The organism is Phosphitispora sp. TUW77, assembly GCF_048453025.1.
Classification (GTDB): Bacteria; Bacillota; Thermincolia; order Thermincolales; family UBA2595; genus Phosphitispora.
Genome location: NZ_CP156677.1, coordinates 211,759 through 237,056, shown reverse-complemented (window position 1 = coordinate 237,056; position 25,298 = coordinate 211,759). Strand labels below are relative to the sequence as shown.

Below are 25,298 nucleotides of genomic sequence, written 5' to 3'. Positions count from 1 at the left end.
TGAATTTGAATTTAATACTATTTTATTACTAATTTATCACTAACACAATGTTGTCTTTTTGTGGCATAAGCCATACTATGCACTGCATATTCTTAAAGAGAACATCTTCATCTCGGAAATGACCATAAGTTAATCTGGTAAAGCATTGCACCGATTTTCCGAGAGCGTACGTGCATTATAAGGAGGAACACTGTTGCGCTTGATTTATATTAAAACACTGCGGGTGAACAAATTCTGCTTATTGGTCGTGGCAGCAGCTCTGGCAATGTCATTTTATTGTCTGAGTTCTGTTACAGCACTTAATAAAACGGTCCCGGCAACCTCATGGGCAGTCGCCAACCGTTTGATTGTAATTGATCCCGGTCACGGCGGAATCGATCCTGGTGCTGTTGGACATAATGGACTGCTGGAAAAAGAGCTTGTACTCGATATCGGAAAACGCATGCAAAACATACTTAACCAGGCTGGAGCAGATGTCATTATGACAAGAACCACAGATATAGAACTAAACAGGCAAAAACGTGAGGACCTCTCTATGAGGGTAGGTATGGCCAACAGTAAAAATGCAGACCTGTACATTAGTATCCATGTTAATTCCTTTCCCTCTTCCCGTTGGCGGGGGGCCCAGACCTTTTACCAAAAAAACCAGCCTGAAAGTAAAAAATTGGCTGAAGCAATTCAGTCAGAACTAATTAGGGTAATGAAAAACACAACCCGAAAGGCAAAACCCGAGGATTATTATACAACGCGAAATACTAAAATGCCGGCAGTTATAGTGGAAATTGGCTTTATTTCAAATCCCGCTGAAGCAAAACTGATGTCAGAAAACGAATACCAACGCAAACTTGCTTATGCCATTTATTCCGGTATCGCCAAGTACTACGCCGAAAAAACAAGTAATTGACCATAGCCCTGAAAATTGTGTTAGCAGGCAGCAAAACCTAAAATTCCGCATCAAAATATAAAGAGCGTACCCAAAAGATTTATCTTATGGGTACGCTCCCTTAGAAATCATTCTTGCTTTTACTTTGCTGCCGGTGCCTGGAACCAGTGACAGGTGTTACAATATGTACCTGTTACATTAGCGCCGGGTTGATTCTTATCATGGCAAGCGAAGCAATTTGGCAAGCCTTTTTCATTAGCCATCTGCGGGTGTTTACCCATCCACTGAGAATCGTGGTTAATAGGCCGCTCCAGGTGACATCCATAGCAATAACTGTTAGCCCGGGCAAAGTCAGCGATTTTGTCTCCTGTAGAAGGAGTAGCAAACTTCTGGCTTTCTTTGTCATAGTGACACTTAGCGCAGTTATCAACATCTGAACGACCGGCCTTGCCGTGAATGCTGCCCCACTGAGCGTTTTCGTGAGAAGGCAGAGTTGCCCTGTCCGGCCAGTAATGGCAGGCAGCACACTTTGTAGTTACATTACGGGACTCATGGCAAGCAATACAAACAAACATGTTTGGACGACGCTGTACACCAGGTGCAGCCTGCTTGGCCAATTGCGGGCTCCACTGATTATAGTCTGCATACTCTTTTCTCGTAGTAATTTTACGTTCTGCAATATTCCCGTGAGTAGTAAACCTATGGCATTCCAAACATGAAACCTCGCCGGCAGCGTGCTTGGAGTGAGGAGCTATCAAGTCAGGAAGCAGTGTAGCATCCCTGTTCTCCATAGCGTGGCAGCTTTTACACGCCTCGTCACTGACAGTCGTCTTCCGAAGTGCAATCGGCTTCTGGAATGCTTTACTGTCATGAGCCGATTTGTTTTGAGTCGGGTTATACCCCACATGGCATACCAGACAGTCAACCTTAGCATGAACAGAAGTCTGCCATGTAGTTATTTCAGGCCACATCTCGTGACACTCTGTACATTGAGTCTGGGCTACAGAAGTCATGTTAGCCTGAGTTGAAGCATCCCCCTTTTGTGCCCCGGTTGACGCAGCCGGAGCAGCAGTTCCATTGTCGGAAGTCGAAGTACTCTTGGATCCACAGCCCACAACTACTAAAGCAAGGATTACAAGCAGTACGGCAAACAATGTTGCTGTCTTTAGGGACCGCTTATGTAGTTTTTCCCCTTTCATTCTTCATCTTCCCCTCCTTTCTATCTAAATATAGAATAATCCTAATTTGAATTATTCTATTAAAACACTTATTTTCCTCTTTTAGTTTGACAGTTTCTCCGGTTATTTTTTAACTTGATTCGGCAAGTGACCTGAAAGTAAGATAGCCGTAAAAACATAAAACAGGAAGGTAATAAATACCTTCCTGTAAAAATCTCTGCAGTTCCGATCCAAACTAACGCTTGGAAAACTGGGGAGCCCGGCGAGCTTTTCTGAGCCCATATTTTTTTCTTTCCTTCATCCTCGGGTCCCTGGTTAGGAAACCGGCTTTCTTCAAAGCGGAACGCAAATTGGGGTCAGCCTTTATTAGAGCCCGGGCAATGCCCAAACGCATAGCCCCTGCCTGACCTGTTGTTCCGCCCCCTTCGACCTTTGCCAAAATATCATACTGAGAAATGGTATTGGTCAAATTAAGCGGCTGCTTAACAATCATTTCAAGGGTCTTCTTGCCAAAATATGCATCCAAAGGCCTGTTATTTACTACTAGTTTGCCTTCACCAGGCAACAGCCTAACGCGTGCAATCGCGTTCTTCCTACGACCTGTTCCCTGAAACTGAACCTGTGCCAATGTCTGTTCCTCCTTCCATCCGTTAAACTCTTCTATCTATTAAACCGCAAAATCCCATTTTTCCGGCTGCTGCGCAGTATGTGGATGTTCCGGACCACTATAAATTTTAAGCTTATGTCTCTGAGCACGTCCCAGCCGGTTATGTGGCAGCATACCTTTTACCGCCTTTTCAATTGCCCGCTCAGGTTTTTCTTTAAGTAATCTCTCGTATGACATCGTCTTTAAACCACCCGGATAACCGGAATGGCGAACATACTGTTTTTGCTGCAGTTTTTTGCCTGTAAGCAGAACTTTTTCTGCATTTATTACGATAACAAAATCCCCGGTATCAACATGTGGAGTATAAATTGGCTTATGCTTGCCACGAAGAATCCGGGCGATTTCAGTAGCTACCCGTCCCAGCGGCTTGCCTTCAGCATCAATCACATACCAGTTTTTCTTTATCTCATTGGGCTTAGCCATATAAGTACTCAATTATGTTCCCTCCTTACCTACAAATCTAACATTACCAGGTAATATCAGTAGTTACCGGATAATATCCATCAATGTTAGCTTAATAAGCTGCCACCATCTACCACTGGTAGCAACACCAACAATCCGGGGCAGTGGATTAATTGGTTATAAAGTCACGCATATATTTTATTATATCAAGTGGCTAAATGTCAAGCAAAAGCGGGTCAAAAAATGCTGTGCAGGCGTGCTAAAAACGCCCACCTCCGGTGCAGCTTTTTAAGCTGGCCCGGCACATGTGAATATTCTTCTAAAGCCTTATGGAACATTTCATTTGCCTTCTGTTGATTACCTGTTTTTTTATATACCATACCCATTCGATACAAGTTTTCGGTATTGGCAAAATTAGCAAAGGAATCGGCAAACTGCTTTAATTTATCGGACCCCGGTCCTTTATGAGTTAATTCATAGCGGGTCAGGTAAATATAAACCAGTCCGCGCCCCACCCGGGAATCCAGCTCCAGGGCTTTTTCCAGAAATTCTTTACCCTGATCCGCCTGCTGCAATTCCATATATGCTATTCCGAGATAGAGGTATAATCTTGGAGAATTAGTTACTTTTTCAAGGGCCTTATTCAGATATTCCAAAGCACTGCTGTAATTCTTCTTTTCTAAATAAATGCTCCCCAGTTCCTGGGCAGCACCGGCATCAACAGGGTTGACCCGCAAAACTTCGCGAAGCCGTTTAATGCGGCTATTCCGCTTAAAGGGCGCCAGAAAATCAGGCAGGAAACCAATATATGCTCTATCCATGAAGACATATATAAGAAAAATAATTACCAGTGCCAACAATGGACTTCGCGTCAAAAAAGATAACAGAAAATAAAGTCCTAAACCTTTAAACAACAACATCACCCTATTTTTAATCATTTTTCAACAAATTTTTTAGTTTTTTTACAATTCTAGACAGGTTATTGAGCAATTATGTCGAATTAATGGATAAATTAATCATCTACATTTACCGAGGTGCGTATGAGAAAAATCGATCTAGCTACTATCAAAGTTGGTTCAAAAATCTCAAAAACTATTTATAATTCCAAGGGGCATGTCTTGTTAAAAGCCGGAACAGTCCTTACAGACAGGTATATAAAACGATTACAAGAACTTGGCTTTACCTCAATATTCATAGATGACGGTTTAATTGATGATATCAATATTGAAGAAGCTATTTCTGAAAATACCCGGATTAATGCGTTAAACTGCATACGAGATATTATGCAGGAAGTCAAACGCAACAAGATTATTCATGTAGCCCCTTTAAAAAAAGCTGTAAATAATATAATTGACGACCTATTAACAAATAAGGATATAATGCTTAATTTATCTGATATTCGTTCTTATGATGATTATACCTTCAATCATTCGGTAAACGTAACGGTGATTTCCACTTTTATAGGCATGTCTCTTCACTATCGGAAGGATAGACTTAAAGACCTTGGCATGGGTGTTCTGCTCCATGATGTGGGCAAAACTCAGATTCCCCTGGAAATTATAAACAAACCGGGCAGATTAACAGAAGAAGAATACGAAATTGTTAAAAAACACACCTGGTACGGCTTCGATACACTGAGAAAATGTCCTGGAATCAAACTCACCTCTGCTCATGTAGCCTTACAACATCATGAACGCCTGGACGGTACAGGATACCCCAGGAATTTAAAAGGTAAAAGGATAATCGAGTTTGCCCGTATCAGCGCCATAGCAGATGTGTATGATGCCATGACAAGTGACCGCTGTTACAGGAAATCAATACCTGTCCATGAGGTATGCCATTATCTGGCTGAAGGTTCAGGAGTACAATTTGACCAGCATATCCTGGACCGGTTTATTGAAAAAGTAGCAATCTATCCCCAGGGGACCAGGATTACACTTAGCGATGGCAGGTCAGGAATAGTCATCAAACAAAATACAGGTATCCCGGCAAGACCGGTGATACGCCTTTTCTGGAATGAAAAGGGGCCGCTGCCAAAGCCTGTACAAATTAATCTCGCAGACAATTTAGAACTAAATATTGAAGATGTGATTGAATAAGCAGTGACAATAGTTAAAACTCACAAGAGTTTACTGTTCTTGGGAATGGTATCACATCCCTGATATTACTTACTCCTGTAAGATACATAATCGCCCTTTCAAAGCCCAGACCAAACCCCGCATGTTTCACTCCTCCGTATTTCCTTAGATCCAAGTACCACCACAGGTCTTTTTTATCAATATTTAACTCCTGAAACCTTTTTTCCAAAACGTCTGCCCTTTCCTCTCTCTGACTGCCTCCTATCAGTTCTCCCACACCAGGCACCAACAAATCCATAGCCGCAACTGTTTTCCCGTCATCATTAAGTCTCATATAAAATGCTTTGATATCTTTGGGATAGTCTGTAACAAAAACCGGCTTATGATAGATTTTTTCTGTCAGGTACCTTTCATGCTCGGTCTGTAAATCACTGCCCCACTCAACGGGGTACTCAAATTTCTCTCCAGATGTTTGCAAAACTTCCACAGCTTCTGTATACGTTATTTGTGCAAACTCCGAGTTTACTATGTTTTGCAGTTTTGCCTTAATCCCCTTCTCAACATATTCATTAAAAAAGTCCATTTCTTGTTTGGCATTTTCCAAAACATAGCTGATTATATATTTCATCATATCCTCTGCAAGCCTCATGTCGTCATATATGTCTGCAAATGCTATTTCAGGTTCTATCATCCAAAATTCGGCAGCATGTCTTGCTGTATTTGAGTTTTCAGCCCTAAAAGTCGGACCGAAAGTATACACGTCTCTAAAGGCCAGGGCAAATGCTTCTGCCTCTAACTGACCGCTCACAGTAAGATTTGTCCTCCCGCCAAAGAAATCTGCAGAGAAATCCACCTTGCCTTGCTCTGTAAGTGCCGGATTCCCAGGATCCAGAGTCGATACCCGGAACATTTCACCTGCGCCCTCGGCATCATTTGCAGTAATTATCGGTGAATGTATATAAACAAATCCTCTTTCATTAAAAAATTTATGAATAGCATAAGCAGCCAATGACCTGACCCGAAATACTGCTGTAAACAGATTTGTCCTTGGGCGCAGGTGGGCCACCTCTCTTAAAAATTCCCTAGTATGTCTCTTGGGCTGAATAGGATAATCCTCCGGTGCGTCCCCCTCAAGAATAATTTCCTTTGCCTTGATTTCAAAAGGCTGTTTCGCCTGTGGAGTTTCATGCAATATCCCCCTGACGGTAACAGCTGAACCCACCCTGAATTTTGCTGCCTCTTCAAAATTAACAACCATATCCTTTTCATAGACTACCTGAATCGTATTAAAGTGTGTACCGTCATTTAAGGAGATAAAACCAAAGGACTTCTGGTCACGATTGCTCCTGATCCAGCCGCTCACTTCAATTTCTTTATTACTGTATCTTGCGGTGTCGCGCAGCAGCTGCCTGACTACTGTTTTTTCCATACATGATTCCCCTTATTATATAGTTTTCAAGCCTCCCAAAAGTGGTTGTGGAATATGGTGAGCTATTGTATCGGTTTTCCGCACTACCACCTATGATTCTTAACTGCCACCCCCAAGCAACAGAGCAGTGTCCCCGAACTCGATGGCTCATTAAGATATTCTAATTAGAGGACACATTATAGTATACATTCTTCCCACAACTTCCATACATCAGGCTGAGCTCACTCCTCATACCGGGTCCTAGTACTTCACTTCCATCAGGAACAATCCCTGAGGCGGTACTGTCGGCCCGGCCTCCTCGCGCCGGCCGGAGTTAACAATATCGCGTACTTCACTTGGTGATAGTTTGCCTCTTCCCACATAAAGCAATGTTCCTGAAATAATCCGGACCATGTTATATAAAAAGCCGTTAGCCTCAACCGTTATGTATATATGAGGCGGCGTATGTTCAATATCAAGCCGGTACACATGCCTCACAGACGTTTTGGCACAGGAGCCGGCTGCCCTGAAAGCGGTGAAATCATGTTCACCCACCATATATCGGGCTGCTTGTCTCATTCTTTCAATATCCAGCCCCTGGGGCACATGATAGCTATAAAGCCGTTCAAAGGCTGAAGGGATGCGTGAATTATAAATATGATACCTATATACCTTAGAACGGGCAGAAAACTGAGCATGAAAACCAGCATCAACCTCTTGAGCCTCTATTGCTGCGATATCCTTTGGCAGCAGACTGTTCATGGCAAGGGGCAGCCTGTCAACAGGTATCCTGCATTCTGAGAAAAAGTTAATCACCTGTCCCAGTGCATGGACCCCGGCATCAGTCCTGCCTGACCCGGTTACAGTAACCGGGTACTTGACCAACAGTCCAAGGGCTTCCTCAAGAGATTTCTGGATTGTCGGCAGGTCATCTGTCTGCCTCTGGAAGCCGTGATAATTTGTCCCGTCATATTCCAGAAGTACTTTGATATTCCTCACAACCGGGGCCATCCTTTCAGCTAAGAAATTTAAATACTGCAAATATACTTATAACAATAGCTGTTAATATCAGAACAAAATAATCCGCCGGTCTCAGTTCCAGTTTGTGCAGGCTGGTCCGTTCCATGCCAACCACATAGCCCCTTGATTCCATAGCCATTGCCAATTCATCAGCTTTACGAAAGGAACTGACGAACAGCGGTACTAAAAGGGCTGTCATATATTTAGCCCGTTTTTGCAGATGCCAACTCTCGAAGTCAGCTCCTCTTGACTTCTGTGCTTTGATTATTTTATCAGTTTCTTCCCAAAAAGTTGGAATAAACCTCAGGGCAATATTTATCATCATAGCAAGTTCGCTGGCGGGAAACCCTACCCTTTTTAGGGGTTTCATAAGCCGTTCCATTCCATCCGTCATCTGTACCGGTGAAGTAACCAGAGTCAGCAATGATGAAATGAGAATCAGAAACATAATTTTAAGAGCCAGTATAAATCCGTTTTCCAAGCCTGTACGTGAAACAGGAATTGGTCCAATGCTGAATAAGGTCTCCCCCGGAGTGAAAAACATATTCAGTACTACAGTAATAACAATTAAAAAAAGACCTGGTTTCATAACCTTAAGAAAGCTGCCCGCAACTCCTCCGATTATATATAACATCAAGATTAAAAGTCCAAATCCTGTGAATTCAGCTGGAGTTTCCACAATAAATACCGACCAAAGCAGCATTGCCGAAACAACGATTTTGGTCCTTGGATCAAGCCTATGCAGCAGTGAACTTCCCGGCACATATTGTCCAAAAACAATGCCTTCCATAATCACCATACCCTGCTCATAATTTTACCTTTACCAGTCGGATTATTTCTTCCCTTATTTCATCCAAGGTGACTGGCTGCCCCCTAACTGGAACACCCCTACCCCTTAGTTCTCCGGATATTGCTATGGCCGGTGGAATATCCAGACCAAGTTCAGATACAATGGGGTCAGCCAATACTTCACGCATTTTACCTGTAATGACTACTTTACCGTTATTTAAAACAATCATCCTGTCAACAAGATGCGCTATTTCTGTAATTTCGTGGGTTACCCAGACTATAGTTGTTCCATGGTCCCGGTTGAGAGAGGTAATTGTCTTAATGAGCAGTTGTCTCCCTACAGCATCTAATCCGGCAGTCGGTTCATCAAGAACAATAAATTCAGGTGATGCCGCTAACACTCCTGCCAAAGCAACCCTTCTTTTCTCGCCGCCGCTCAGTTCATAAGGCTGGCGGTTTATGTACTTATCGAAATCCAAGCCAACTATATCCATTGATTTTTTGACTATCTCCGGAATCTGGTCCGAAGGATAGCCATAATTCTCAGGCCCATATGCGATCTCTTCATAAACAGTAGCACCAAAGAGCTGGTGTTCAGGGTATTGAAAAACTAACCCGACCTTCTGCCTGGCTTCTATCAGGCTTACAGCCGATGAATGGATGTTCTTGTCATCCAGCAAGACCTCCCCGGAATCTGGCTTCAGGAGACCGTTTAAATGCTGAAGCATAGTCGATTTCCCAGACCCGGTGGGTCCCATAACGGCAAGCCATTCACCCCTGGCAACTCGCATGTTAACATCTTTGATGCCTTGTCTGGCAAATGGAGTGCCTTTTGAATACATATAGCTGACATTCTTTATTTCTATCGACATATAAAATCCACCAGTTCTTCCGAAGAATTAATGTTCATAGGCAACCGGATACCCTGTTCCCGCAAAGAATTAAGAAGTTTGTGCATATACGGCTCCTCAAGACCTGTATCGTGGAGAATTTCCTTATCGGCAAAGAACTCTTTGGGTTTCCCTGCAAATATTGTTCTGCCTCGTACCATAGCAATTAAACGGTTACTGTAAATTGTTTCACTCATATCATGAGTCACATAAATAATTGTTATTTTATGCCGGATGTTTAAATTCATGACCGCTGTCAGGACTTCCTTCTTGCTTCCTGGATCCAGCATAGAAGTGGGTTCATCAAGGATTATACAATCAGGGCGCATGGCGAGTACACCTGCAATAGCAACCTTCTGTTTTTGGCCTCCTGATAACCTGTGAGGGGGATAATTCCGATAATCCTGCATACCTACTTGTTCCAAAGCCCAATCAACCCTCTGCCTGATCTCAACACTGGGCAGACATAAATTCTCCACCCCAAAAGCGACATCCTCTTCCACAACCGATGCAAATAACTGGGTATCTGGGTTCTGAAAAACCATCCCTACTTTTTTTCTTATTTCAGCCAGATTATCTCTTTTACCGGTATCAAAGCCATCCACTGTGACACTTCCCATGCTTGGCTGCAAAAGACCGTTTATCAGTCTTACCAATGTAGATTTACCACAGCCGTTAGGACCTACCAAGGCCACAAACTCCCCCCGGTTGATATCCAAACTAATTTCGGAGAGCACATGACTTCCTGCGCTCTGAAAATTGTCTTCCCTTTCCCTGGAGTACCAAAAGCTGATATTTCTAAGGTTGATAAAAGCACTCATTTACTCACCACTCCGGCAATTATATATCTACTCACCACACTACCTATTATATATCAATCATTATATTAAACACAGCCCAAAAAAATTAATGAAAAATAGAAGCCAGGAATTGTTTACATAGATTTTCAGTAAACCCTCCTGACCTCGCATGTCCAATTATTATACCAGTTCCAGTATCACCATCTCAGCAGCATCGCCGCGGCGCTGGCCTACCTTAATTATTCTGGTATAGCCGCCTTGCCGGTCGGCATATTTAGTTGCCAGTACGTCAAATAGTTTTTTGACAACATCCTCATCATAAATTAATTGCATTGCCTGCCTGCGGGCATGTAAGTCGCCGCGTTTAGCAAGAGTAATCATTTTCTCTGTGACCCGGCTTACTGACCTGGCACGGGCTGCTGTGGTCTGGACTCTTTCTTCACGAAGCAAGGAAGTAACCATGTTACGCACCAAGGCCTTCCTGTGATCGGTCCGTAGGCCAAGTTTGGGAAATGCCATTTTGTTTCCCCCCTCCTGTATTATTCTTCTGATTCTTTCAGGGAAAGACCTAGTTCATGCATCTTATTAATAACCTCTTCGAGGGACTTCTTGCCAAGGTTGCGAACCTTGATCATGTCCTCTTCAGTGCGTTGTGTCAATTCTTCAACTGTATTTATTCCTGCCCTTTTGAGACAGTTATAAGACCTCACCGATAAGTCAAGTTCCTCTATTGTCATTTCCAGTATCTTGTCTTTTTCTTCTTCTTCTTTTTCTACCATTATTTCAACATCATTAACTGTCTCGGTTAGACCTATAAACTGTCGCAGGTACTCACTCAATATCTTGGCTGAAAGGCTGGTAGCCTCATCAGGCCTAATACTGCCATTTGTCCATACTTCCAGAGTAAGTTTATCATAGTCGGTAATCTGTCCCACCCTGGTATCCTCTATATGGTAATTTACTTTCCGCACCGGAGTAAAAGCGGAATCTACCGGAATAACACCGATAGCATGGTCGTCTTTTTTATTCTTCTCTGCAGGGACATATCCCCTGCCCTTAGCAACAGTAATTTCCATGAATAACCGGCCTTCTGATATAGTGGCAATCTTAAGTTCCGGATTAAGTATCTCCACATCTGCATCAGTGACAATGTCACCTGCCCATACTATTCCTGGCTCTTCTGCCTCAATCCGCAGTACCCGCTCCTCATTAGTATGCATTTTTATACAGAGACCCTTTAGGTTAAGAATTATGTCTGTCACATCTTCAACAATTCCCGGAACTGTAGAAAACTCATGTAAAACACCGTCAATTTTTACCGAGGTAACTGCTGCTCCCGGTAAAGAAGATAACAAGATGCGTCTAAGGGAATTACCCAAGGTTATTCCATAACCTCTTTCTAAGGGTTCAACCACAAACTTGCCATAATCATCAACCAGTTCCACACACTCTATTTTGGGCTTTTCAATCTCCAACATAAGTAACCCTCCTTCTCGAGACTTGAAACTTTTGTTGATTACCTTGAGTACAGCTCTACAATAAGGTGTTCCTCTATAGGTATATCAATTTCTTCCCGAGAAGGAATAGCAACCACCTTTCCTGTAAACTGGTCCGCTGATACCTCAAGCCATGCCGGGGAAGTTTTTCTTGCTGCCTGATCGGCCAGCTCCTTAACCCGATTATTCTCGCGGCTTTTTTCCCTAACTTCGATAACGTCTCCGACTTTTACTAAAAATGAAGGAATATTAACTTTCCTGCCATTTACAGTAAAGTGCCCATGACGAACCAACTGTCTAGCCTCTGTGCGCGAAGCTGAATATCCCATACGATAGATAACATTATCAAGCCGCCTTTCCAGCAACCTAAGAAGATTTTCACCTGTAACCCCCTTCTGGCGTTCGGCTTTTTCAAAGTAATTACGGAATTGTGTCTCCAAAATACCATAAATCCGGCGGGCTTTTTGCTTTTCTCTGAGCTGAATACCATACTCAGAAACCTTTTTCCTGCCCTGCCCGTGTTCACCCGGAGCATAGCCTCTCCTGTCAAAAGCACATTTATTGGTATAGCACCTGTCACCTTTAATATATAGTTTGGCGCCTTCCCTGCGGCATAATCTGCATACAGGTCCATTGTATTTAGCCATCCTGTGTCAACACCTCCTAAACTCTTCTTCTCTTTGGCGGACGACAGCCGTTATGGGGAATCGGGGTAACGTCCTTAATCATGTTAACTTCCAGACCCGCGGCCTGAATAGCCCTAATAGCTGCTTCCCTGCCTGCGCCCGGACCTTTAACAAAAACTTCTATTTCTTTCATCCCATGGTCCATAGCCTCTTTGGCAGCAGATTCCGCAGCCATCTGGGCAGCAAACGGGGTACTCTTTCTGGAACCTTTAAATCCCAAAGTTCCCGCACTGGACCATGACACACAATTTCCGTTAGTGTCTGTAATTGTAATAATGGTATTATTAAAAGTGGATTTTATATGGGCCACACCACGTTCAATATTTTTTCGTTCCTTACGTTTGGTTCTAACTCTACGAGCCATCCTTTATCCCCCCTTGCTATTTCTTACGGCGTACGCCAACAGTCTTTTTGGGCCCTTTTCTGGTCCTGGCATTAGTCTTGGTTTTTTGACCACGGACAGGCAATCCTCTGCGGTGACGAATGCCACGATAACACCCAATTTCCATCAGCCGCTTAATGTTCAATGAGATATCCCTTCTCAGATCGCCTTCTACTCTCAAGTTCTTATCAATGTACTCCCTGATCTTGGCAATTTCTTCTTCAGTCAGGTCTCTGACCCGGGTATCAGGGTTTACCCCGGTTGATGCCATTATCTCCTTTGAGACAGAGCGCCCGATCCCAAAAATATATGTGAGAGCAATTTCCACACGTTTCTCTCGAGGTAAATCAACCCCTGCTATTCTTGCCATTATGTGCACCTCCGTCTTTTACAAATTTCTAACCTTGCTTTTGTTTGTGTTTAGGGTTTTCACAAATTACCATTACCTTGCCCTTACGCTTAATAATCTTACATTTTTCACATATAGGTTTAACAGATGGTCTAACTTTCATCTTATGTCCTCCTTCCGGTAAACCCTACTTGTATCGATAAACTATACGTCCACGTGTTAGGTCGTAGGGTGACAACTCTATAGTAACCTTGTCTCCGGGCAGAATCCTGATAAAATTCATCCTGATCTTGCCGGATACATGAGCCAGTACTTTATGTCCATTTTCAAGCTCTACCCTGAACATAGCATTAGGTAGTGGTTCTATTACAGTACCTTCTACCTCAATTACATCCTGTTTTGACACTAAGCAAACACCCTCCTTTTGTTCGACTTTTCAATTTATATGGCTTAACCCCAAGGTTTTTATAGTTTCAGAGATTTCTTTCTCTGTAACGAGTTCCCCCTTGATAAGCTTTTCAGCTATACAATCTGCCTTTACAGGAAAAATTTCAAGGTGTTTGATGTTCTTCCTCTTGGGATTTGTCAGTTTCTTTTTTACGCCATCTATTACCCGAACAAAGGCTTCATCAAGCAGGTCATAAACCAAGTATATATTCCCTTTATCCCGACCCGCAGAGGACCTAACTAGCTGGCCAACCTGCACATTTTCCATTACTATCAAACACCTCCTGAAAACTGCCGTAATACGTTACCATTACACCTTAGTCAAGATTTCTGGCAGTTTATCAGTTATAGCAACTGAGTGTTCAAAATGGGCAGACAGTTTGCTGTCCTTTGTAACAACTGTCCAGTGATCCCCCAGGGTCATCACTTCATAAGCCCCCTGATTAACCATGGGTTCAATAGCCAGTGTCATACCCGGTCTGAGCCTGGGCCCACGACCCGGCCTGCCGAAATTAGGTACTTGCGGTTCTTCATGCATCTGGCTGCCAATCCCGTGTCCAACATAATCCCTGACAACCGAAAAACCTTTCTTTTCAACAAAGGTCTGAATACTATGGGAGATATCGCTCAACCGGTTACCGTCAACCGCTTTGCCAATTCCTATATACAATGATTCCTCAGTAACCCTGATCAGTTCCGTTGCCTCATCACTGACCTCCCCTACCGGGAGAGTTAGGGCTGCATCCCCAAAATATCCATTTATTTCCGCTCCAATGTCAATACTAATAATATCCCCATTTTCCAATTTTCTTAAACTAGGAATACCGTGAACTACCTGTTCATTCACAGAAGCACAAATAGAAGCCGGAAATCCATGATACCCTTTAAAGGCAGGCCTGGCACCACTGGCAATAATGAAGTCTTCAGCAATTTTATCCAGTTCCAGTGTAGTGACATCCGGCCTAACCACTTTTTTTAATTCTTCATGGGCTTGAGCTACTATTTTGCCCGCATCTCTCATATAATTAAGTTCACGGTCAGATTTACATACAATCACGGGCATTCGCTCCTAACTATTTCATAAACCCTTGATAATGCCTCATTAGCAGGTGAGATTCAATCTGTTTCATTGTCTCAAGGGCCACACCCACAACTATGAGAAGTCCGGTGCCGCCAAAATAGACGTTCTCAATTTTTGTAGCAAGTAATACAAAGGTTGGCAAAATTGCTATCAGTGCTAAAAATATAGCACCTGAAAGAGTAACCCTTGTAAGTATCTTATCCAGGTATTCTGCAGTTGGCCTTCCCGGTCTCAGACCAGGTATAAATCCACCGTGTTTCTTCATGTTGTCTGCCACATCAACGGGGTTAAACGTAATTGCTGTATAAAAATATGTGAAAAATATGATAAACGCTGCGTATAGTATAGTGTGTGTCGGCCCTCCCCACCTGAATACATCCTGAATCCACTGGGAAATACCAGAGGACTGGAAGAACTGTGCTATGGTGGTTGGGAAAAGCAGGATTGATGATGCAAAAATTACCGGAATAACTCCCGCCTGATTTACCTTAAGGGGTATATGGGTGCTCTGTCCTCCATATACGCGGCGGCCAACGACCCTTTTTGCATATTGAACCGGAATCCTGCGCTGCCCTTCATTTACTGCTACAATTGCAGCTATGACTAAGGCCGCAATAACAAGCAGCAGAATCACACTGAAAACATTAATAGTCCCGGCAACAAGTCCTTCATAAATCCGGTAAAGAGCGCCCGGAAGTGCCGCCACAATGCCTGCAAAAATTATCAGTGAAATTCCGTTTCCAATGCCTTTTTCAGTAATCTGCTCACCCAGCCACATAAGAAATGCAGTTCCAGCCGTAAGCGTTACCGCTATTATCAGGTAAGAAGCAATCCCCGGATTGACCAGGGCTCCTGCCGCCCGTAAAGTAAAAGCCATTCCAATGGCCTGAATAAAAGCCAGGACCACTGTGCCATACCTGATATATTGGGTCATTTTCTTCCTGCCTTCCTCACCTTCCTTTGACAATTGTTCAAGCTTTGGAATAACAACTGTCAAAAGCTGCATTATGATTGAGGCATTAATATAAGGAGTAATACTCATCGCAAATATAGAAAACCTTTTAAATGCTCCCCCGGAAATAACGTCAAAAAATCCTAAGATGCTGCCACCCTTAATCAAAGCATCCATAGCATCAGTATTTATACCCGGTGTCGGGATATGTGCCCCGACTCTGAAAACAAAGAACATCAATAAAGTGAACAGAATCCTGTTCCGCAAATCCCCTGCTTTTAGAGAACTCTTTAAGGCTCCAAGCAAGCTAAATCACCTCGGCTTTTCCGCCGGCAGCGGTAATCTTTTCCACGGCAGACTTGCTAAAGGCACGAACCTGTACAGTAAGTGATTTCTCCAGGTTACCCTTGCCAAGTATCTTAACTCCATCTTTGATGTTTTTGACAATACCTGCCTGCTTCAAGGCTTCTTCTGTAACCGTAACACCATTGTCAAACTTGTTCAGAATAGCTACGTTAATTTCCGAATACTCTTTTCCCCATTTATTATGAAAACCTCTTTTGGGGACCCTCTGAATCAAAGGCTTCTGCCCACCTTCAAATCCTACTTTACCCCCGCTCCCGGAACGGGATTTTTGTCCCTTATGGCCGCGGCCTGCAGTTTTTCCTTGGCCTGTACCTATTCCCCTTCCTTTGCGGTTAGGCTGTTTCCTGGCCCCTTTAGCAGGTTTTAGGTTGTGTAGTTCCATGGTTACACCTCCTACTCCGTTTCTTCGACTTTTACCAAATGTTCCACTTTGCGCAGCATGCCGCGTATCTGCGGTGTATCATTGTGTTCAGTGCTGCTGTTAATCTTCTTCAGTCCCAGTGTTTTGACAGTTGCCCTCTGGGATTCGGAACTTCCGATGACACTTTTAACTAAGGTAACTTTAAGTTTCGCCATCTTCAACAACCCCCTAACCTAAAAGCTCTTCTACAGTCTTACCACGAAGTTTGGCTACATCTTCAGCACGCTTCAGGTTCTTCAGGGCGTCCATGGTTGCATTAACCATGTTATGCGCATTATTTGAACCAAGAGACTTAGTAAGAATATCTTTTACCCCCGCCAGTTCAAGAATCGCCCTGACAGGCCCGCCGGCAATAACTCCGGTACCCGGTGCAGCAGGTTTCAACAAAACCTTGCCGGCGCCGAAACGGCCAACCACTTCATGTGGAATCGTAGTTCCCACCAACGGAACCTCTATCATCTTTTTCTTAGCATCTTCAATACCCTTACGAATGGATTCAGGAACCTCGCCTGCTTTACCCAAGCCGGATCCTACGTGCCCGTCGTTATCGCCGACAACCACCAAAGCACTAAAGCTAAAGCGGCGTCCACCCTTAACGACCTTGGCAACACGATTTATGCTGACTACTTTTTCGGATATTTCAAGTTTGCTGGCATCAATCCGAGCCATTAATTTCCCTCCTTGCTTAAAGAGTTAAAATTCCAGACCTGCTTCCCTGGCTGCTTCAGCCAGTGCCCTGATACGGCCGTGATAAATATGTCCTCCCCGGTCAAAAACTACCTGCTTAATACCTTTATCTGCGGCTTTGGCAGCTATCGACTTGCCTACAGCTTTTGCCGCTTCAATGTTGCCGCCTTTACCGTCTTCCAGAGAAGATGCGGCTGCCAGTGTAATACCTTTGGTATCATCTATAATCTGGGCATAAATATTGTTCAGGCTTCTGTAAACATTTAACCTCGGGCGCTCAGAGGTACCTTGTACCTTACGGCGCACACGAAGATGTCTTTTTTTGTTTTCAGCCTTCCTGTCTACTTGCTTGAACAAAGGGTTTCACTCCTTTCTGCTGACAAGCTGTTATATAACGGCTGTTATTTCTTCGCCCCGGCCTTACCGGCCTTGCGGCGGATACGCTCTGTATCATACTTGATTCCTTTGCCTTTGTAAGGCTCGGGCGGCCTGACCTCACGGATATTTGCTGCCAGAGCCCCGACAGCTTCCTTGTCAGCTCCCTTTACAATCACTTTTGTAGGTACCGGCACATCAATTTCTATACCTTCCCTTGGTTCAATCTCCACGGGATGTGAATAACCAACGGTAAGTACAAGTTTATTGCCTTGTTTAGCAGCCCTGTAACCGACACCAACCAGCTCAAGATTCTTTTGAAAGCCTTTGGTTACCCCTTCAACCATATTGTTTAACAGGCTTCTTGTCAACCCGTGCAATGACTTGTGGAACTTCTCTTCACTTGGTCTTTTTACTAAAAGCTGACCATCTTCGAGTTCCAGGATCATGTCATTGTGTAGCGTTTTGGTCAATTGTCCGTTAGGTCCTTTGACTGTTACAACATTGCCCTCAATTTTTATATCAACCCCCTGAGGAACAGCTATAGGCATTCTTCCTATCCTGGACATGAATTACACCTCCTGTGCACTATACTATACCGGAATAACTCGATATGTTATGCCTGTTTACCAAATATAACAGATTACTTCTCCACCAAGTCCCTGCTTTCTGGCTTCCCGGTCTGGCATAACTCCCTTGGAAGTGGAAATTACTGCAGTACCCAAACCTCCAAGAACCTTGGGAACTTCATCTTTTTTAGCATATACGCGCAAACCTGGCTTACTGATACGCTTCAAGCCGGTAATTACTTTTTCCTTGTTAGGACCATACTTCAGGTAAACCCTTATTATTCCCTGCTTACCATCTTCTATGACTTCACAGTCCTTGATATAGCCTTCGGACTTAAAGATATCAGCAATGGCCTTTTTCATCTTGGATGCTGGTATTTCCACTCTTTCGTGGTGTACCATGTTAGCGTTTCGGACTCTGGTCAAAAAATCCGCAACGGGATCCGTCATTACCATATTAAATTAACCCCCTTTCCATGATTACCAGCTGGCCTTCTTGACTCCCGGTATTTCTCCTTTGTAAGCATGCTCACGGAAACAAATACGGCATATGCCGAATTTCCTCATATAAGCATGGGGCCTGCCGCAAATTTTGCATCTATTGTACCCGCGTACTAAAAACTTGGGTTTACGATCCATTTTTACCATCATTGACTTTTTAGCCATTATTGTTTTCCCCCCTTATGGTTATTATGGGTTTATCAGTCCCTGAATGGCATCCCCAACTGGGCAAGGAGTTCCTTAGCTTCCTCATCAGTCTTGGCACTGGTAACAAAAACTATATCCATTCCGCGTACTTTGTCAACTTTATCATATTCAATTTCCGGAAATATCAGCTGTTCCCTGATACCCAGAGTATAATTGCCCCGACCATCAAAAGCTTTGCCTGATACCCCGCGGAAGTCCCTCACCCTGGGGAGAGCAATATTTAATAGTTTATCAGCAAATTCATACATCCGTTCACCTCTTAGGGTGACTTTACAGCCAATGGGCATTCCTTCCCTAAGTTTAAAAGCTGCAATTGATTTTTTGGCCCTTGTGACAACCGGTTTTTGCCCGGTAATAGTGGATAAATCACCTATAGCGGCATCAATTGCTTTGGGATTCTGTATGGCTTCACCCAGACCCACATTAATAACAATTTTTTCAAGTTTGGGTACCTGCATAATATTCTCATAGCTGAATTTTTCCTTCAGCTTGCCAACTGCCTCATTAATATATTTCTCTTTAAGACGTGCCATGATTAACCTCCTTTCCCGGACTATTTATCAAAGGCTTCTCCGCACTTGTTGCAAACCCTGACTTTTTTACCGTTAGCTAAAATCTCCTTGTTAATTCTCCTCGGAGAGTTACATTTTGAGCAAAAAATCATTACATTTGAAACTGCGATTGGAGCTTCCTTTTCGACAATACCGCCCTGAGGTATTTTTTGTGTGGGCTTAGTATGCCGTTTGACGATATTAACCCCCTCAACAATTAACTTATTATCCTTGGGCAGCACTTCAACCACTTTTCCTTTTTTACCGGAATTCTTGCCTGTAATAACAAGAACTGTATCTCCCTTTTTTACATGTATCTTAGATTTTGTTTTCGCTTTGGCATGTGCCAATGTAATCCACCTCCTAACTCAAATGCACTGTTGAGGTTTACTATAAAACTTCAGGAGCAAGGGATACTATTTTCATAAAATCCCTATCCCTCAACTCCCTGGCAACAGGACCAAATATCCTAGTACCCCTCGGGTTTTTCTGATCATTAATAATAACGGCCGCATTTTCATCAAACTTGATATAGGAACCATCAGGTCTTTTAGTTTCTTTGACTGTCCTTACAATTACAGCTTTAACTACATCGCCTTTCTTTACCACGCCGCCGGGTGTAGCTTCTTTCACCGTAGCAATTACAGTATCACCAACTCGGGCATAACGCCTGAATGAACCGCCTAATATCCGGATACACAACAGCTTTCGTGCCCCGGTGTTATCGGCAACATTCAGCATCGTTTCGGGTTGAATCATGCTGTAACCCTCCTTTCAACGTTCTCGGGTTTATCTACAAATACTCAAATTTGCTGTTCCCTTTCCAATATCTCAATAACGCGCCAACGCTTATTCTTACTGAGCGGTCTAGTTTCCATAACCCTTACTTTATCTCCAATACGGCAGGCATTTTCTTCATCATGGGCCTGAAACTTCTTTGTACTCTTAACAATCTTTCCATACAAAGGATGTCTGTTCAATGTCTCTATGGCAATAACGACACTTTTATCCATTTTGTCACTGATAACCTTGCCCACCTGCACCTTGCGTGTTTTTCGTTCCGTCAAAGTCTAAGCCCCCTTTTTCTCTTGAATTTTCATCATGTTTATCCTATCCCTCCAGGGCTTTCAGTTCCCTCTCACGTAAAACTGTTTTCACACGGGCAATTGATCTTTTAACATCCCTAATTCTCATAGGATTTTCAAGTTGCCCGGTGGCTAACCGAAAGCGTAGCTTGAAGAGTTCGTCTTTAAGGTCATCTGCCTTTCTCGCCAGTTCATCAGTGGATAATTCATGAACTTCTTTAGCTTTCATTAGCTTCACCACCTACATCTTCTCTTTTTATAAACTTAGTTTTGATAGGCAGTTTATGCGCAGCCAGTCTCATTGCTTCACGGGCGATCTCTTCGGAAACACCAGCCAATTCGAACATGACCCTGCCTGGCTTCACTACAGCAACCCAATGCTCCGGTGTCCCTTTACCGCTTCCCATCCTTGTCTCAGCAGGTTTTGCAGTAATAGGCTTATCAGGAAATATTTTAATCCATACTTTACCGCCCCGCTTGATATACCTGGTCATTGCAATACGAGCAGCCTCTATCTGCCTATTGGTAATCCATGCCGGCTCCAGGGCCTGCAGGCCAAATTCACCGAAACTAATAGTATTTCCTTTTGACTTTCCAGCCATAGTACCTCTATGCTGTTTGCGGTGCTTTACTCTCTTGGGTACTAACATTAATCATTCTCCTCCTTCCCCAGCAACTATGCCTTTCTTTGCTTCCGGAAGTATTTCTCCCTTATATATCCACACTTTTACACCAATTTTTCCGTAGGTTGTATCCGCTTCGGCAAAACCATAATCAATATCCGCCCTGAGTGTATGCAGGGGAACTTTCCCTTCGTTGTACCACTCGGTTCTGGCCATTTCAGCACCGTTTAAGCGGCCGCTGCAAGAAATCTTGATACCAAGAGCACCCATTCTCATGGTCCTAGAAACAGCCTGCTTCATAGCCCGGCGGAAAGAAACCCTTTTAACCAACTGAGCTGCAACACCCTCTGAAACCAGTTGGGCATCAAGTTCCGGAACCTTAATTTCGACAATGTTAATATTAACATTTTTTCCGGTCATCTTTTCCATATGTTTCCTTAGTGCTTCAACTTCAGAACCACCCCGGCCGATAACTATTCCAGGTTTAGCAGTATGAATGGTTATTTTAACCCTGTTAGCCGCTCTCTCTATTTCAATCCTAGAAATACCGGCAATAAACAGTTTCTTTTTTATATATTTCCTTAATCTGATATCTTCGTTTAACAATGTGGCATAATCTTTTTCAGCAAACCACTTAGCATCCCAGTCTTTTATAATCCCGATTCGCAAACCCTTTGGGTGTACCTTCTGACCCACTCATTATCCCTCCTTCTTCTCACGAACTACTACTGTAATATGACTTGTTCTGCGTCTTATGAGGTCTGCTCTGCCCATAGCCCTGGGCTTAAATCTTTTAAGTGTGGGCCCCTGGTCAACAAATGCCTCTGAAATGATAAGTGCAGTTTTATCCATATCCAGATTATGCTCAGCATTAGCTGCAGCGGATTTGACAACCTTCTCTACAGCAGTAGCCGCCCTCCTGGGCGTGAACTTCAAAATCGCCAGGGCTTCATCAACCTTTTTCCCCCTGATTAAATCTACAACCAGTCTTACTTTTCGAGGGGAAATGCGGATGTGCTTGGCAGTCGCACGCGCTTCTGACATAAAATATACCCCCTCTCACTATTTAAGGGAAGTGGATCGCTCTGTATGGGATCCGTGTCCCCTGAAAAATCTTGTTGGCGCAAATTCTCCCAACTTATGACCTACCATATCCTCTGTAATATATATCGGAACATGTTTCCGGCCATCATGTACAGCAATTGTATGCCCGATCATCTGTGGAAAAATAGTTGATCTCCTTGACCAGGTCTTAAGAACCTTTTTTTCGTTCTTTTCGTTCATTTCCTCAACTCTTTTTAACAACTTTTCACTAACATAAGGGCCCTTTTTTAGGGATCTAGCCATTAAGCAAACAGCCTCCTTTCCGACAGCTCAGTTAAGAATTACTTAGTCCGCCGCTTCACGATCATTTTATCTGAACTCTTTTTCTTTTTCCTTGTTCTTGCTCCCAAAGCCGGTTTGCCCCAAGGAGTTACCGGGTTTCGACCAACAGGTGAACGGCCTTCACCACCACCATGCGGGTGATCAACCGGGTTCATTACCACACCCCGGACAGTAGGACGGCGACCAAGCCAACGGCTTCTCCCTGCCTTACCTACCGTAATGTTTTCATGTTCCAGATTGCCAACCTGACCAATAGTAGCCTTACAGTTAATGTGTACCAGGCGTACCTCTCCAGACGGCATGCGGATATGTGCATAATCTCCCTCTTTGGCCATCAGCTGTGCAGCAACACCTGCTGAACGCACCATCTGTGCACCCTTTAACGGTTTCAGCTCAATGTTGTGGATAATGGTACCCACCGGAATGTTCCGCAAAGGAAGGGCATTTCCGGTTTTAATATCTGCTTCAGGTCCTGATTCAACCATATCTCCAACCTTGATACCGTTTGGTGCTAAAATATATCTCTTTTCACCATCAGCATAATTTAATAAAGCAATCCTGCATGTCCGGTTAGGGTCATACTCAATAGTGGCAACTCTTGCGGGAACCCCGTCCTTATTGCGCTTGAAATCAATGACCCGGTACAGCCTTTTATGTCCGCCACCACGATGCCTGACGGTAATCCGTCCCTTATTGTTGCGTCCTGAATTTTTCTTAAGTGGTTCTGTCAAGGACTTTTCCGGTTCATCGGTTGTAATTTCATTAAAATCAGCAACTGTTACAAACCTTCTTCCAGGTGATGTTGGTTTATACTTTTTAACAGGCACTTATATTCCCTCCTTTACCTGAAACTAAATTACATGCCTTCCAATATTTCAATTTTGTCGCCCTGCTTAAGGGTAACAATGGCCTTTTTCCTGTTTGACGTACGGCCTGTATGTTTACCTACTCTCTTTGCCTTACCCTTAACATTCATGGTGTTTACATTCATTACCGTAACCTTGAATAATTCCTCGACAGCATGTTTGATTTCAATTTTATTAGCTTTGGGTTCAACATAAAAACTATATTTATTTTGTTCCATTAAACCCATGCTGCGTTCGGATACAATCGGCTTTTTTAGTACATCCCTAGGATTTCTCATTATGCCAGCACCTCCTCAACCTTGGTAACCGCATCCCTGGTAATAATGAGCTTTTCATGATTCAGCACATCATAAACATTGAGGCTGTTAGCATGAGTCGGAGTTACCCTTGGAATATTCCTTGCAGATTTAACAATAGCAGTATCGGCCTCTGCAGTAACAACGAGGGCCCTGCTGTTCACTTTAAGATTTTCAAGCAAACCGACAATTTCCTTTGTTTTAGGCTCAGCAATCTGAAGGCCTTCAAGAACAATAATATTTCCATCCAGCACCTTAGAACTCAGAGCTGATTTAAGCGCCAGCCTTCTTACCTTTTTAGGCAGGCTGTACTTATAAGACCTCGGTTTGGGCGGGAAAACAATACCACCCTTGCGCCACAGCGGTGAACGGATAGTTCCGGCCCTAGCACGCCCAGTACCTTTCTGCCTATATGGTTTTCTGCCTCCGCCGCTGACTTCACTGCGGGTTTTGGCAGAATGGGTTCCCTGCCTTCTGTTTGCAAGCTGGTTTACTATAACATCATGAAGAATTGTTTCATTTACTTTAACACCGAATATTTCTTCTTTAAGTTCAACTTCGCCTACCTGTTCGCCCTTAGAATTATATAAAGCAACCTTTGGCATATGACTTTTCCTCCTTTCCTACCCGTTCATTTACTGTGCCTTTACACTACTTTTTATTACAAGCAGGCTGCCCTTAGGACCGGGCACAGCGCCTCTGATAATAAGCAAATTTCGTTCTGTATCAACTTTAACAACTTGCAGGTTTTGTACCGTTACTCTCTCGCCACCCATGCGACCGGGTCTCTTGGTGCCTTTAAATACCCTGGCCGGTCCTTTAGCACCGGCACTGCCTACTCGGCGATGACTCTTGGAGCCATGCCCCATCGGGCCTCTTTGAAAGTTATATTTCTTTATGGTCCCGGTAAAGCCTTTACCTTTGGAGGTTCCGGTCACATCAATCTGCTCGCCCTGTTCAAACAATTCTGCCTTGATTTCCTGTCCAACATTGTACTCTTCCACATTATCCAATCTGAATTCCCTCAGATATTTCAGTGGTTTTATTTCGGCCTTGTTAAAATGACCTTTTTCCGGTTTATTCGCCTGGGAATCACGAATTTCTCCAAAACCAACCTGAATAGCATTATACCCGTCGGATTCCAGGGTTTTCTTTTGTACTACATAGCAGGGCCCCGCCTGAACAACAGTAACAGGCAAAATCCGCCCATCTTCATTGTATATCTGAGTCATTCCTAATTTGGTACCCAGTATGCCTTTCATTTAAGCCACCTCCTAAATTATGTGTCCAGAGGTCAACCTATGTGAGTAATAAACCACATTTATATTGACATCCGACACCCCTCTAATATAAGGCATATTTTTTTACAGTTTAATCTCTATATCAACACCTGCTGGTAAATCAAGTCTCATTAGAGCATCTACCGTTTTGGGTGTGGGTTCCAAAATATCAATTAACCGTTTGTGGGTCCTCATTTCAAACTGTTCTCTGGAATCTTTGTTGACATGAGGAGACCTTAAAATTGTATAAATACTTTTTTCTGTAGGAAGCGGAACTGGTCCGGCAATATCTGCACCGGTCCTCTTTGCGGTATCAACGATTTTCTCCGCAGACTGATCAAGAATTTTGTGATCAAAGGCCTTGAGCCTGATTCTAATTTTCTGTTTTGCCATATTTGTACCTCCTTTTCGCCCGATTATGCGGACATTCTCAGTGAAAAATACCTAATTTATAATTAGCAACCTCTCACATCATCGCAATGTTTATAATGGCATACTTCATATTATCGGGTTCTTTTTTTATTTTTTTTAAATAAATATTATTAAAAGACAATCCCTTAAACACAAAATCCAGTGA

42 protein-coding genes are annotated in these 25,298 nt (G+C 43.4%); 2 read left to right on the top strand and 40 right to left on the bottom strand.

What is annotated here, in order from left to right; genetic code table 11:
• The first annotated feature begins 193 nt into the window (after nt 1–193).
• Nucleotides 194–904 (top strand): N-acetylmuramoyl-L-alanine amidase CwlD, encoded by a 711-nt coding sequence (cwlD, locus tag ABFY19_RS01235; RefSeq protein WP_418791457.1) that lies wholly within the window; start codon nt 194–196, stop codon nt 902–904.
• Nucleotides 905–1,023: 119 nt separating this feature from the next.
• On the opposite strand, the gene ABFY19_RS01230 is transcribed toward cwlD, so the two are convergent.
• From ABFY19_RS01230 to ABFY19_RS01215, 4 genes are all read right to left on the bottom strand, one after another.
• Entirely contained in the window at nt 1,024–2,082 is a 1,059-nt protein-coding gene (locus ABFY19_RS01230) for a cytochrome c3 family protein (RefSeq protein ID WP_418791456.1), read from the bottom strand.
• Between the two features lie 214 nt (nt 2,083–2,296).
• A complete protein-coding gene (rpsI, locus tag ABFY19_RS01225) occupies nt 2,297–2,689 on the bottom strand; it encodes a 30S ribosomal protein S9 (protein ID WP_418791455.1) in 393 nt (130 codons plus the stop codon).
• Between the two features lie 39 nt (nt 2,690–2,728).
• A complete protein-coding gene (gene rplM, locus ABFY19_RS01220; protein WP_418792509.1) occupies nt 2,729–3,151 on the bottom strand; it encodes a 50S ribosomal protein L13 in 423 nt (140 codons plus the stop codon).
• Between the two features lie 215 nt (nt 3,152–3,366).
• Nucleotides 3,367–4,068 (bottom strand): tetratricopeptide repeat protein, encoded by a 702-nt coding sequence (locus ABFY19_RS01215; protein WP_418791454.1) that lies wholly within the window; start codon nt 4,066–4,068, stop codon nt 3,367–3,369.
• 102 nt (nt 4,069–4,170) lie between these two features.
• Here ABFY19_RS01215 and ABFY19_RS01210 point away from each other — a divergent pair, with 102 nt between their 5' ends.
• Nucleotides 4,171–5,229, top strand: coding sequence for an HD-GYP domain-containing protein (locus ABFY19_RS01210; RefSeq protein ID WP_418791453.1), 1,059 nt, complete (start codon nt 4,171–4,173; stop codon nt 5,227–5,229).
• Between the two features lie 13 nt (nt 5,230–5,242).
• Here the strand turns inward: ABFY19_RS01210 and asnS are convergent, their stop codons facing one another.
• The 36 genes from asnS to rpsJ form a co-directional block, all read right to left on the bottom strand.
• Entirely contained in the window at nt 5,243–6,637 is a 1,395-nt protein-coding gene (asnS, locus tag ABFY19_RS01205; protein ID WP_418791452.1) for an asparagine--tRNA ligase, read from the bottom strand.
• 240 nt (nt 6,638–6,877) lie between these two features.
• Complete coding sequence (gene truA, locus ABFY19_RS01200; protein WP_418791451.1) at nt 6,878–7,615, bottom strand: tRNA pseudouridine(38-40) synthase TruA; 738 nt, start codon at nt 7,613–7,615, stop codon at nt 6,878–6,880.
• Nucleotides 7,616–7,631: 16 nt separating this feature from the next.
• A complete protein-coding gene (locus ABFY19_RS01195) occupies nt 7,632–8,426 on the bottom strand; it encodes an energy-coupling factor transporter transmembrane component T family protein (RefSeq protein WP_418791450.1) in 795 nt (264 codons plus the stop codon).
• Nucleotides 8,427–8,442: 16 nt separating this feature from the next.
• Nucleotides 8,443–9,297, bottom strand: coding sequence for an energy-coupling factor transporter ATPase (locus ABFY19_RS01190; RefSeq protein ID WP_418791449.1), 855 nt, complete (start codon nt 9,295–9,297; stop codon nt 8,443–8,445).
• Nucleotides 9,288–10,136 carry an energy-coupling factor transporter ATPase gene (locus tag ABFY19_RS01185; RefSeq protein WP_418791448.1) on the bottom strand — a complete coding sequence of 283 codons (849 nt, stop codon included), beginning with the start codon at nt 10,134–10,136 and terminating at the stop codon, nt 9,288–9,290. Before ABFY19_RS01185 ends, ABFY19_RS01190 begins: the two co-directional genes overlap by 10 nt.
• Before the next feature lie 159 nt (nt 10,137–10,295).
• Entirely contained in the window at nt 10,296–10,634 is a 339-nt protein-coding gene (gene rplQ / locus ABFY19_RS01180) for a 50S ribosomal protein L17 (protein WP_418791447.1), read from the bottom strand.
• Nucleotides 10,635–10,654: 20 nt separating this feature from the next.
• Nucleotides 10,655–11,593 carry a DNA-directed RNA polymerase subunit alpha gene (locus ABFY19_RS01175; RefSeq protein ID WP_418791446.1) on the bottom strand — a complete coding sequence of 313 codons (939 nt, stop codon included), beginning with the start codon at nt 11,591–11,593 and terminating at the stop codon, nt 10,655–10,657.
• Between the two features lie 38 nt (nt 11,594–11,631).
• Nucleotides 11,632–12,258, bottom strand: a complete 627-nt coding sequence (gene rpsD / locus ABFY19_RS01170) for a 30S ribosomal protein S4 (protein WP_418791445.1) — start codon at nt 12,256–12,258, stop codon at nt 11,632–11,634.
• A gap of 16 nt (nt 12,259–12,274) precedes the next feature.
• Complete coding sequence (rpsK, locus tag ABFY19_RS01165; RefSeq protein ID WP_418791444.1) at nt 12,275–12,661, bottom strand: 30S ribosomal protein S11; 387 nt, start codon at nt 12,659–12,661, stop codon at nt 12,275–12,277.
• 16 nt (nt 12,662–12,677) lie between these two features.
• The gene (rpsM, locus tag ABFY19_RS01160) at nt 12,678–13,049 is read right to left on the bottom strand and encodes a 30S ribosomal protein S13 (protein ID WP_418791443.1); all 372 of its coding nucleotides are present in this window, start codon (nt 13,047–13,049) and stop codon (nt 12,678–12,680) included.
• Nucleotides 13,050–13,077: 28 nt separating this feature from the next.
• On the bottom strand, nt 13,078–13,191 hold the full coding sequence (gene rpmJ / locus ABFY19_RS01155; protein ID WP_008516283.1) for a 50S ribosomal protein L36: 114 nt from the start codon (nt 13,189–13,191) through the stop codon (nt 13,078–13,080).
• Nucleotides 13,192–13,215: 24 nt separating this feature from the next.
• Nucleotides 13,216–13,434 carry a translation initiation factor IF-1 gene (infA, locus tag ABFY19_RS01150; protein ID WP_418791442.1) on the bottom strand — a complete coding sequence of 73 codons (219 nt, stop codon included), beginning with the start codon at nt 13,432–13,434 and terminating at the stop codon, nt 13,216–13,218.
• Between the two features lie 30 nt (nt 13,435–13,464).
• Nucleotides 13,465–13,743 (bottom strand): RNA-binding protein, encoded by a 279-nt coding sequence (locus ABFY19_RS01145; protein WP_418791441.1) that lies wholly within the window; start codon nt 13,741–13,743, stop codon nt 13,465–13,467.
• A gap of 42 nt (nt 13,744–13,785) precedes the next feature.
• Nucleotides 13,786–14,532, bottom strand: coding sequence for a type I methionyl aminopeptidase (gene map / locus ABFY19_RS01140; RefSeq protein WP_418791440.1), 747 nt, complete (start codon nt 14,530–14,532; stop codon nt 13,786–13,788).
• A 16-nt stretch (nt 14,533–14,548) separates the two neighbouring features.
• Nucleotides 14,549–15,814, bottom strand: coding sequence for a preprotein translocase subunit SecY (secY, locus tag ABFY19_RS01135; protein ID WP_418791439.1), 1,266 nt, complete (start codon nt 15,812–15,814; stop codon nt 14,549–14,551).
• A 1-nt stretch (nt 15,815) separates the two neighbouring features.
• Nucleotides 15,816–16,256 carry a 50S ribosomal protein L15 gene (gene rplO, locus ABFY19_RS01130; RefSeq protein WP_418791438.1) on the bottom strand — a complete coding sequence of 147 codons (441 nt, stop codon included), beginning with the start codon at nt 16,254–16,256 and terminating at the stop codon, nt 15,816–15,818.
• Nucleotides 16,257–16,267: 11 nt separating this feature from the next.
• A complete protein-coding gene (gene rpmD / locus ABFY19_RS01125) occupies nt 16,268–16,450 on the bottom strand; it encodes a 50S ribosomal protein L30 (protein ID WP_418791437.1) in 183 nt (60 codons plus the stop codon).
• Nucleotides 16,451–16,463: 13 nt separating this feature from the next.
• The gene (rpsE, locus tag ABFY19_RS01120) at nt 16,464–16,964 is read right to left on the bottom strand and encodes a 30S ribosomal protein S5 (RefSeq protein ID WP_418791436.1); all 501 of its coding nucleotides are present in this window, start codon (nt 16,962–16,964) and stop codon (nt 16,464–16,466) included.
• Nucleotides 16,965–16,988: 24 nt separating this feature from the next.
• Nucleotides 16,989–17,339, bottom strand: a complete 351-nt coding sequence (gene rplR, locus ABFY19_RS01115; protein ID WP_418791435.1) for a 50S ribosomal protein L18 — start codon at nt 17,337–17,339, stop codon at nt 16,989–16,991.
• A 44-nt stretch (nt 17,340–17,383) separates the two neighbouring features.
• Entirely contained in the window at nt 17,384–17,926 is a 543-nt protein-coding gene (gene rplF / locus ABFY19_RS01110) for a 50S ribosomal protein L6 (protein ID WP_418791434.1), read from the bottom strand.
• 57 nt (nt 17,927–17,983) lie between these two features.
• Nucleotides 17,984–18,382: a 30S ribosomal protein S8 gene (gene rpsH, locus ABFY19_RS01105; RefSeq protein ID WP_418791433.1), complete on the bottom strand. Its 399-nt coding sequence runs from the start codon at nt 18,380–18,382 to the stop codon at nt 17,984–17,986.
• A gap of 24 nt (nt 18,383–18,406) precedes the next feature.
• Nucleotides 18,407–18,592: a type Z 30S ribosomal protein S14 gene (locus ABFY19_RS01100; protein WP_418791432.1), complete on the bottom strand. Its 186-nt coding sequence runs from the start codon at nt 18,590–18,592 to the stop codon at nt 18,407–18,409.
• Nucleotides 18,593–18,627: 35 nt separating this feature from the next.
• Nucleotides 18,628–19,167: a 50S ribosomal protein L5 gene (gene rplE / locus ABFY19_RS01095; RefSeq protein WP_418791431.1), complete on the bottom strand. Its 540-nt coding sequence runs from the start codon at nt 19,165–19,167 to the stop codon at nt 18,628–18,630.
• Nucleotides 19,168–19,187: 20 nt separating this feature from the next.
• Entirely contained in the window at nt 19,188–19,535 is a 348-nt protein-coding gene (gene rplX, locus ABFY19_RS01090) for a 50S ribosomal protein L24 (protein WP_418791430.1), read from the bottom strand.
• Nucleotides 19,536–19,575: 40 nt separating this feature from the next.
• Nucleotides 19,576–19,944 (bottom strand): 50S ribosomal protein L14, encoded by a 369-nt coding sequence (rplN, locus tag ABFY19_RS01085; protein WP_418791429.1) that lies wholly within the window; start codon nt 19,942–19,944, stop codon nt 19,576–19,578.
• Between the two features lie 44 nt (nt 19,945–19,988).
• Complete coding sequence (rpsQ, locus tag ABFY19_RS01080; RefSeq protein WP_418791428.1) at nt 19,989–20,252, bottom strand: 30S ribosomal protein S17; 264 nt, start codon at nt 20,250–20,252, stop codon at nt 19,989–19,991.
• Between the two features lie 43 nt (nt 20,253–20,295).
• Nucleotides 20,296–20,499: a 50S ribosomal protein L29 gene (gene rpmC / locus ABFY19_RS01075; RefSeq protein WP_418791426.1), complete on the bottom strand. Its 204-nt coding sequence runs from the start codon at nt 20,497–20,499 to the stop codon at nt 20,296–20,298.
• On the bottom strand, nt 20,489–20,920 hold the full coding sequence (gene rplP, locus ABFY19_RS01070) for a 50S ribosomal protein L16 (protein ID WP_418791425.1): 432 nt from the start codon (nt 20,918–20,920) through the stop codon (nt 20,489–20,491). The genes rpmC and rplP overlap by 11 nt, the downstream gene beginning before the upstream one ends.
• Before the next feature lie 3 nt (nt 20,921–20,923).
• Nucleotides 20,924–21,589: a 30S ribosomal protein S3 gene (gene rpsC, locus ABFY19_RS01065; protein WP_418791424.1), complete on the bottom strand. Its 666-nt coding sequence runs from the start codon at nt 21,587–21,589 to the stop codon at nt 20,924–20,926.
• A 3-nt stretch (nt 21,590–21,592) separates the two neighbouring features.
• On the bottom strand, nt 21,593–21,937 hold the full coding sequence (gene rplV / locus ABFY19_RS01060) for a 50S ribosomal protein L22 (protein ID WP_418791423.1): 345 nt from the start codon (nt 21,935–21,937) through the stop codon (nt 21,593–21,595).
• Nucleotides 21,938–21,955: 18 nt separating this feature from the next.
• Nucleotides 21,956–22,240: a 30S ribosomal protein S19 gene (gene rpsS, locus ABFY19_RS01055; RefSeq protein ID WP_418791422.1), complete on the bottom strand. Its 285-nt coding sequence runs from the start codon at nt 22,238–22,240 to the stop codon at nt 21,956–21,958.
• Between the two features lie 38 nt (nt 22,241–22,278).
• On the bottom strand, nt 22,279–23,106 hold the full coding sequence (rplB, locus tag ABFY19_RS01050; RefSeq protein WP_418791421.1) for a 50S ribosomal protein L2: 828 nt from the start codon (nt 23,104–23,106) through the stop codon (nt 22,279–22,281).
• A gap of 29 nt (nt 23,107–23,135) precedes the next feature.
• Nucleotides 23,136–23,423: a 50S ribosomal protein L23 gene (rplW, locus tag ABFY19_RS01045; RefSeq protein ID WP_418791420.1), complete on the bottom strand. Its 288-nt coding sequence runs from the start codon at nt 23,421–23,423 to the stop codon at nt 23,136–23,138.
• On the bottom strand, nt 23,423–24,046 hold the full coding sequence (gene rplD / locus ABFY19_RS01040) for a 50S ribosomal protein L4 (RefSeq protein WP_418791419.1): 624 nt from the start codon (nt 24,044–24,046) through the stop codon (nt 23,423–23,425). Before rplD ends, rplW begins: the two co-directional genes overlap by 1 nt.
• 30 nt (nt 24,047–24,076) lie before the next feature.
• Nucleotides 24,077–24,703, bottom strand: coding sequence for a 50S ribosomal protein L3 (rplC, locus tag ABFY19_RS01035; RefSeq protein WP_418791418.1), 627 nt, complete (start codon nt 24,701–24,703; stop codon nt 24,077–24,079).
• A gap of 102 nt (nt 24,704–24,805) precedes the next feature.
• Nucleotides 24,806–25,114 carry a 30S ribosomal protein S10 gene (rpsJ, locus tag ABFY19_RS01030; RefSeq protein ID WP_231684341.1) on the bottom strand — a complete coding sequence of 103 codons (309 nt, stop codon included), beginning with the start codon at nt 25,112–25,114 and terminating at the stop codon, nt 24,806–24,808.
• Between the last annotated feature and the right edge of the window lie 184 nt (nt 25,115–25,298).